Annotated in this window: 3 rRNA genes; all 3 read right to left on the reverse strand. The window is 55.8% G+C overall.

Annotated features, from left to right (window positions below):
- Positions 1-78 precede the first annotated feature (78 nt).
- The 3 genes from rrf to B2363_RS01825 all read right to left on the reverse strand — a co-directional run bounded on the left by rrf (position 79) and on the right by B2363_RS01825 (position 5281).
- Positions 79-195, reverse strand: a 5S ribosomal RNA gene (rrf, locus tag B2363_RS01815).
- A 123-nt stretch (positions 196-318) separates the two neighbouring features.
- Positions 319-3423 (reverse strand): 23S ribosomal RNA (locus tag B2363_RS01820).
- Positions 3424-3762: 339 nt separating this feature from the next.
- Positions 3763-5281, reverse strand: a 16S ribosomal RNA gene (locus B2363_RS01825).
- The 16S, 23S and 5S rRNA genes sit together here, the layout of an rRNA operon.
- Between the last annotated feature and the right edge of the window lie 298 nt (positions 5282-5579).

The following is a 5579-nucleotide window of genomic DNA, read 5'->3' on the forward strand; positions in this document are numbered from 1 at the left end:
CCACAAGAGAGCATGCCCTGTTGGGGGCACAAATGCAGCAAGGCCGCTCCCAAAGGGAGCGGCCTCGCGCTAATGATTGTCCGGCGACGTCCTACTCTCCCACACCGTCTCCAGTGCAGTACCATCGGCGCTGAAGGGCTTAACTTCCGGGTTCGGAATGTAACCGGGTGTTTCCCCTTCGCCATGGTCGCCGAAACTCTATGGAGATATCAACAAGCCTTGGCGGCAGACGAGTATCGACCCCGAGGGGTCGTACTCGTGTGCCTGGCTCCCGATCATATCTCGGGAACCTCACAGTGGACGCGGTAGATCTTTGTAAGAAACAAGCCCTCGGCCTATTAGTACCGGTCAGCTCCATGTGTTGCCACACTTCTACTTCCGGCCTATCAACCCAGTGGTCTGCTGGGGGCCTTACCTGGTTAACCAGTGGGAAACCTCATCTTGAAACATGCTTCCCGCTTAGATGCTTTCAGCGGTTATCACTTCCGAACGTAGCCAACCAGCCGTGCTCTTGGCAGAACAACTGGCACACCAGAGGTTCGTCCACCCCGGTCCTCTCGTACTAGGGGCAGCCTTTCTCAAGTTTCCTACGCGCGCGGCGGATAGGGACCGAACTGTCTCACGACGTTCTAAACCCAGCTCGCGTGCCGCTTTAATGGGCGAACAGCCCAACCCTTGGGACCTGCTACGGCCCCAGGATGCGACGAGCCGACATCGAGGTGCCAAACCATCCCGTCGATATGGACTCTTGGGGAAGATCAGCCTGTTATCCCCGGGGTACCTTTTATCCGTTGAGCGACGCCGCTTCCACATGCCAGCGCCGGATCACTAGTTCCGACTTTCGTCCCTGCTCGAGCTGTCACTCTCACAGTCAAGCTCCCTTGTGCACTTACACTCGAAACCTGATTGCCAACCAGGCTGAGGGAACCTTTGAGCGCCTCCGTTACATTTTAGGAGGCAACCGCCCCAGTTAAACTACCCATCAGGCACTGTCCCTGATCCGGATAACGGACCTAGGTTAGATATCTAGTACGACCAGAGTGGTATTTCAACGGCGACTCCACCTGAACTGGCGTCCAAGCTTCACAGTCTCCCACCTATCCTACACAAGTCGAACCAAACACCAATACCAAACTATAGTAAAGGTCCCGGGGTCTTTCCGTCCTGCCGCGCGTAACGAGCATCTTTACTCGTAGTGCAATTTCGCCGAGTTCATGGTTGAGACAGCGCCCAAGTCGTTACTCCATTCGTGCAGGTCGGAACTTACCCGACAAGGAATTTCGCTACCTTAGGATGGTTATAGTTACCACCGCCGTTTACTGGGGCTTAAGTTCTGTGCTTCGCTTGCGCTAACACGTCCCCTTAACCTTCCAGCACCGGGCAGGAGTCAGTCCATATACGGCGTCTTTCGACTTAGCATGGACCTGTGTTTTTAGTAAACAGTCGCTTGGGCCTGGTCTCTGCGGCCTTCAACGCTTCTCAGAGCAAGTCTGATCACGCATCCGGCCCCCCTTCTCCCGAAGTTACGGGGGCATTTTGCCGAGTTCCTTAACCATGATTCTCTCGATCACCTTAGTATTCTCTACTTGACCACCTGAGTCGGTTTGGGGTACGGGCGGCTCTGAATCTCGCTAGATGCTTTTCTCGGCAGCATAGGATCACTCACACTCCACTAAGTGGGTGGCATCGGCTCTCAGACATATGAGTGACGGATTTGCCTATCACTCGTCCTACGACCTTACCCGTGGACTACCATCGCCACGGATGAGCTACCTTCCTGCGTCACACCATCGCTTGCCTACTACCAGATCGGGTCATGCGCTCCGCCTGACCATTGTCTCCGAAGAGACGTTAGGTCAGGTTTCGGGCACTTAGCATCACTGGATTCAGCATGGGCGATTCAGCGCCGGTACGGGAATATCAACCCGTTGTCCATCGACTACGCCTGTCGGCCTCGCCTTAGGTCCCGACTTACCCAGGGAAGATTAGCTTGACCCTGGAACCCTTGGTCATTCGGTGGAGGAGTTTCTCACTCCTCATTCGCTACTCATGCCTGCATTCTCACTCGTGTCGCATCCACGGCTGGGTTACCCCGCCGCTTCGCTCGCGACACGACGCTCCCCTACCGATCCACACGGCTGGACCACGAAGGCCTACCTCATGTGTGAATCCCATAGCTTCGGTGGATTGCTTGAGCCCCGCTAAATTGTCGGCGCGGAATTACTTGACCAGTGAGCTATTACGCACTCTTTCAAGGGTGGCTGCTTCTAAGCCAACCTCCTGGTTGTCTCTGCGACTCCACATCCTTTTCCACTTAGCAATCGCTTTGGGACCTTAGCTGATGGTCTGGGCTGTTTCCCTCTCGACTACGGAGCTTATCCCCCGCAGTCTCACTGCCACGCTCTCACTTACCGGCATTCGGAGTTTGGTTGAGTTCAGTAAGCTTGTAGGCCCCCTAGCCCATCCAGTGCTCTACCTCCGGTAAGAAACGCGTGACGCTGCACCTAAATGCATTTCGGGGAGAACCAGCTATCACGGAGTTTGATTGGCCTTTCACCCCTATCCACAGCTCATCCCCCCAGTTTTTAACCTAGGTGGGTTCGGTCCTCCACGCGGTCTTACCCGCGCTTCAACCTGGCCATGGATAGATCACTCCGCTTCGGGTCTAGATCGTGCAACTCAAGCGCCCTATTCGGACTCGCTTTCGCTACGGCTACGGCACTCGCCTTAACCTTGCTACACAACGCTAACTCGCAGGCTCATTCTTCAAAAGGCACGCTGTCACAGTTCCGAAGAACTGCTCCAACGGATTGTATGCACATGGTTTCAGGTACTATTTCACTCCCCTCCCGGGGTACTTTTCACCTTTCCCTCACGGTACTTGTCCGCTATCGGTCATCGAGGAGTATTTAGGCTTAGCGGGTGGTCCCGCCAGATTCACACCGAATTTCAGGGGTTCGGTGTTACTCGGGATGACGCACAAGAGCCATGAGCTTACGGTTACGGGGATCTCACCCTCTGTGTCGCGACTTTCCAGTCGGCTTCACCTTCACTCATGGTTTATGACTCTTTGACTGCTCGGCAGAACAATCGGTGCGGTCCCACAACCCCCTGGATGCAACGCCTGCCGGCTATCACACATCCAAGGTTTAGCCTCTTCCGGTTTCGCTCGCCACTACTACCGGAATCACTGTTGTTTTCTCTTCCTGTGGGTACTGAGATGTTTCACTTCCCCACGTTCCCTCCAAACGCCCTATGTGTTCAGGCGCAGGTACTCAGACTTTCCTCTGAGTGGGTTTCCCCATTCGGACATCCCCGGATCACAGCTCGGTTGTCAACTCCCCGGGGCTTTTCGCAGACTCCAACGTCCTTCATCGGCTCTCGATGCCAAGGCATCCACCATGTGCACTTAGTAGCTTGTTGTTACTACAAAGATGCTCGCGTCCACTGTGAAGTTCTCAAAATACGATCGGTCCCGTACTCAAATCCACGCCTGCTCGATCAAGATCGAGTGGTTCGAGGGGGTGTACGGTCCGAGGAATCCAACATCAAAATGCTGATCCCTCAGGACCCAACAGTGTGCCTGAGTTGTCACCGTGTCCGACCGAGTTTCCACGCTCCCAAAGGAGCAGTACTGACGGTCATCCGCCGGCGACAAGCCAAATAGTCGACGTCCACTAGTGAGCTGGACCGCGTCAGACGTGTGCTGACGAACGATCCGCCTGGACCCTGAAGTCCAGTCTCTTATCGAGTGCTCCTTAGAAAGGAGGTGATCCAGCCGCACCTTCCGGTACGGCTACCTTGTTACGACTTCGTCCCAATCGCCAGCCCCACCTTCGACGGCTCCCTCCACAAGGGTTGGGCCACCGGCTTCGGGTGTTGCCGACTTTCATGACGTGACGGGCGGTGTGTACAAGGCCCGGGAACGTATTCACCGCAGCGTTGCTGATCTGCGATTACTAGCGACTCCGACTTCATGGGGTCGAGTTGCAGACCCCAATCCGAACTGAGACCGGCTTTTTGGGATTCGCTCCACCTCGCGGTTTCGCAGCCCTTTGTACCGGCCATTGTAGCATGCTTGAAGCCCTGGACATAAGGGGCATGAAGACTTGACGTCATCCCCACCTTCCTCCGAGTTGACCCCGGCAGTCTCCTATGAGTCCCCACCATAACGTGCTGGCAACATAGGACGAGGGTTGCGCTCGTTGCGGGACTTAACCCAACATCTCACGACACGAGCTGACGACAGCCATGCACCACCTGTATACCGACCACAAGGGGGGCCGTATCTCTACGGCTTTCCGGCATATGTCAAACCCAGGTAAGGTTCTTCGCGTTGCATCGAATTAATCAGCATGCTCCGCCGCTTGTGCGGGCCCCCGTCAATTCCTTTGAGTTTTAGCCTTGCGGCCGTACTCCCCAGGCGGGGCGCTTAATGCGTTAGCTGCGGCACGGAGACCGTGGAAGGTCCCCACACCTAGCGCCCAACGTTTACGGCATGGACTACCAGGGTATCTAATCCTGTTCGCTCCCCATGCTTTCGCTCCTCAGCGTCAGGTAATGCCCAGAGAACCGCCTTCGCCACCGGTGTTCCTCCTGATATCTGCGCATTCCACCGCTACACCAGGAATTCCGTTCTCCCCTGCATACCTCTAGTTTGCCCGTATCGTAAGCACGCTCAGGGTTGAGCCCTGAGTTTTCACTTCCGACGTGACAAACCGCCTACGAGCCCTTTACGCCCAATAATTCCGGACAACGCTCGGACCCTACGTATTACCGCGGCTGCTGGCACGTAGTTGGCCGGTCCTTCTTCTGCAGGTACCGTCACTTTCGCTTCGTCCCTGCTGAAAGAGGTTTACAACCCGAAGGCCGTCATCCCTCACGCGGCGTTGCTGGATCAGGCTTTCGCCCATTGTCCAATATTCCCCACTGCTGCCTCCCGTAGGAGTCTGGGCCGTGTCTCAGTCCCAGTGTGGCCGGTCACCCTCTCAGGCCGGCTACCCGTCGTCGCCTTGGTGAGCCATTACCTCACCAACAAGCTGATAGGCCGCGAGTCCATCCCATTCCGCCGGAGCTTTCCACCACCAGAAGATGCCTTCGGTGGTCGTATTCGGCATTAGCCAGCGTTTCCACTGGTTATTCCGAAGAATGGGGCAGGTTACTCACGTGTTACTCACCCGTTCGCCGCTCGTGTACTCCCGAAGGAGCCTTACCGCTCGACTTGCATGTGTTAAGCACGCCGCCAGCGTTCGTCCTGAGCCAGGATCAAACTCTCCGTTGAAAATCTCCCACACCCAAAGGCATGGTCAACATCTAGAAAAGCTGATTCCTGACAAGTTTTGACTGCTGGACAGTCATTGTTGTCGGAATTGTCCCTGCGGCTCCGCGCGACCATGGACCGAAGCCCATCGTCCTTCGTCGCCGCCGGGGTACTACTAATTAATTCGTCGACTTTTGGCACACTGTTGAGTTCTCAAGGATCAGACGCACATCACACACATCACCGTTCCCGGATCCATGCGGAGGCTCCAATTTACATCGCCGTTTTCACCAGGTCAAACCCGGGTCGGTCACGATGC

Source organism: Aeromicrobium sp. UBA7512, assembly GCF_002476985.1.
Classification (GTDB): domain Bacteria; phylum Actinomycetota; class Actinomycetes; order Propionibacteriales; family Nocardioidaceae; genus Aeromicrobium; species Aeromicrobium phoceense.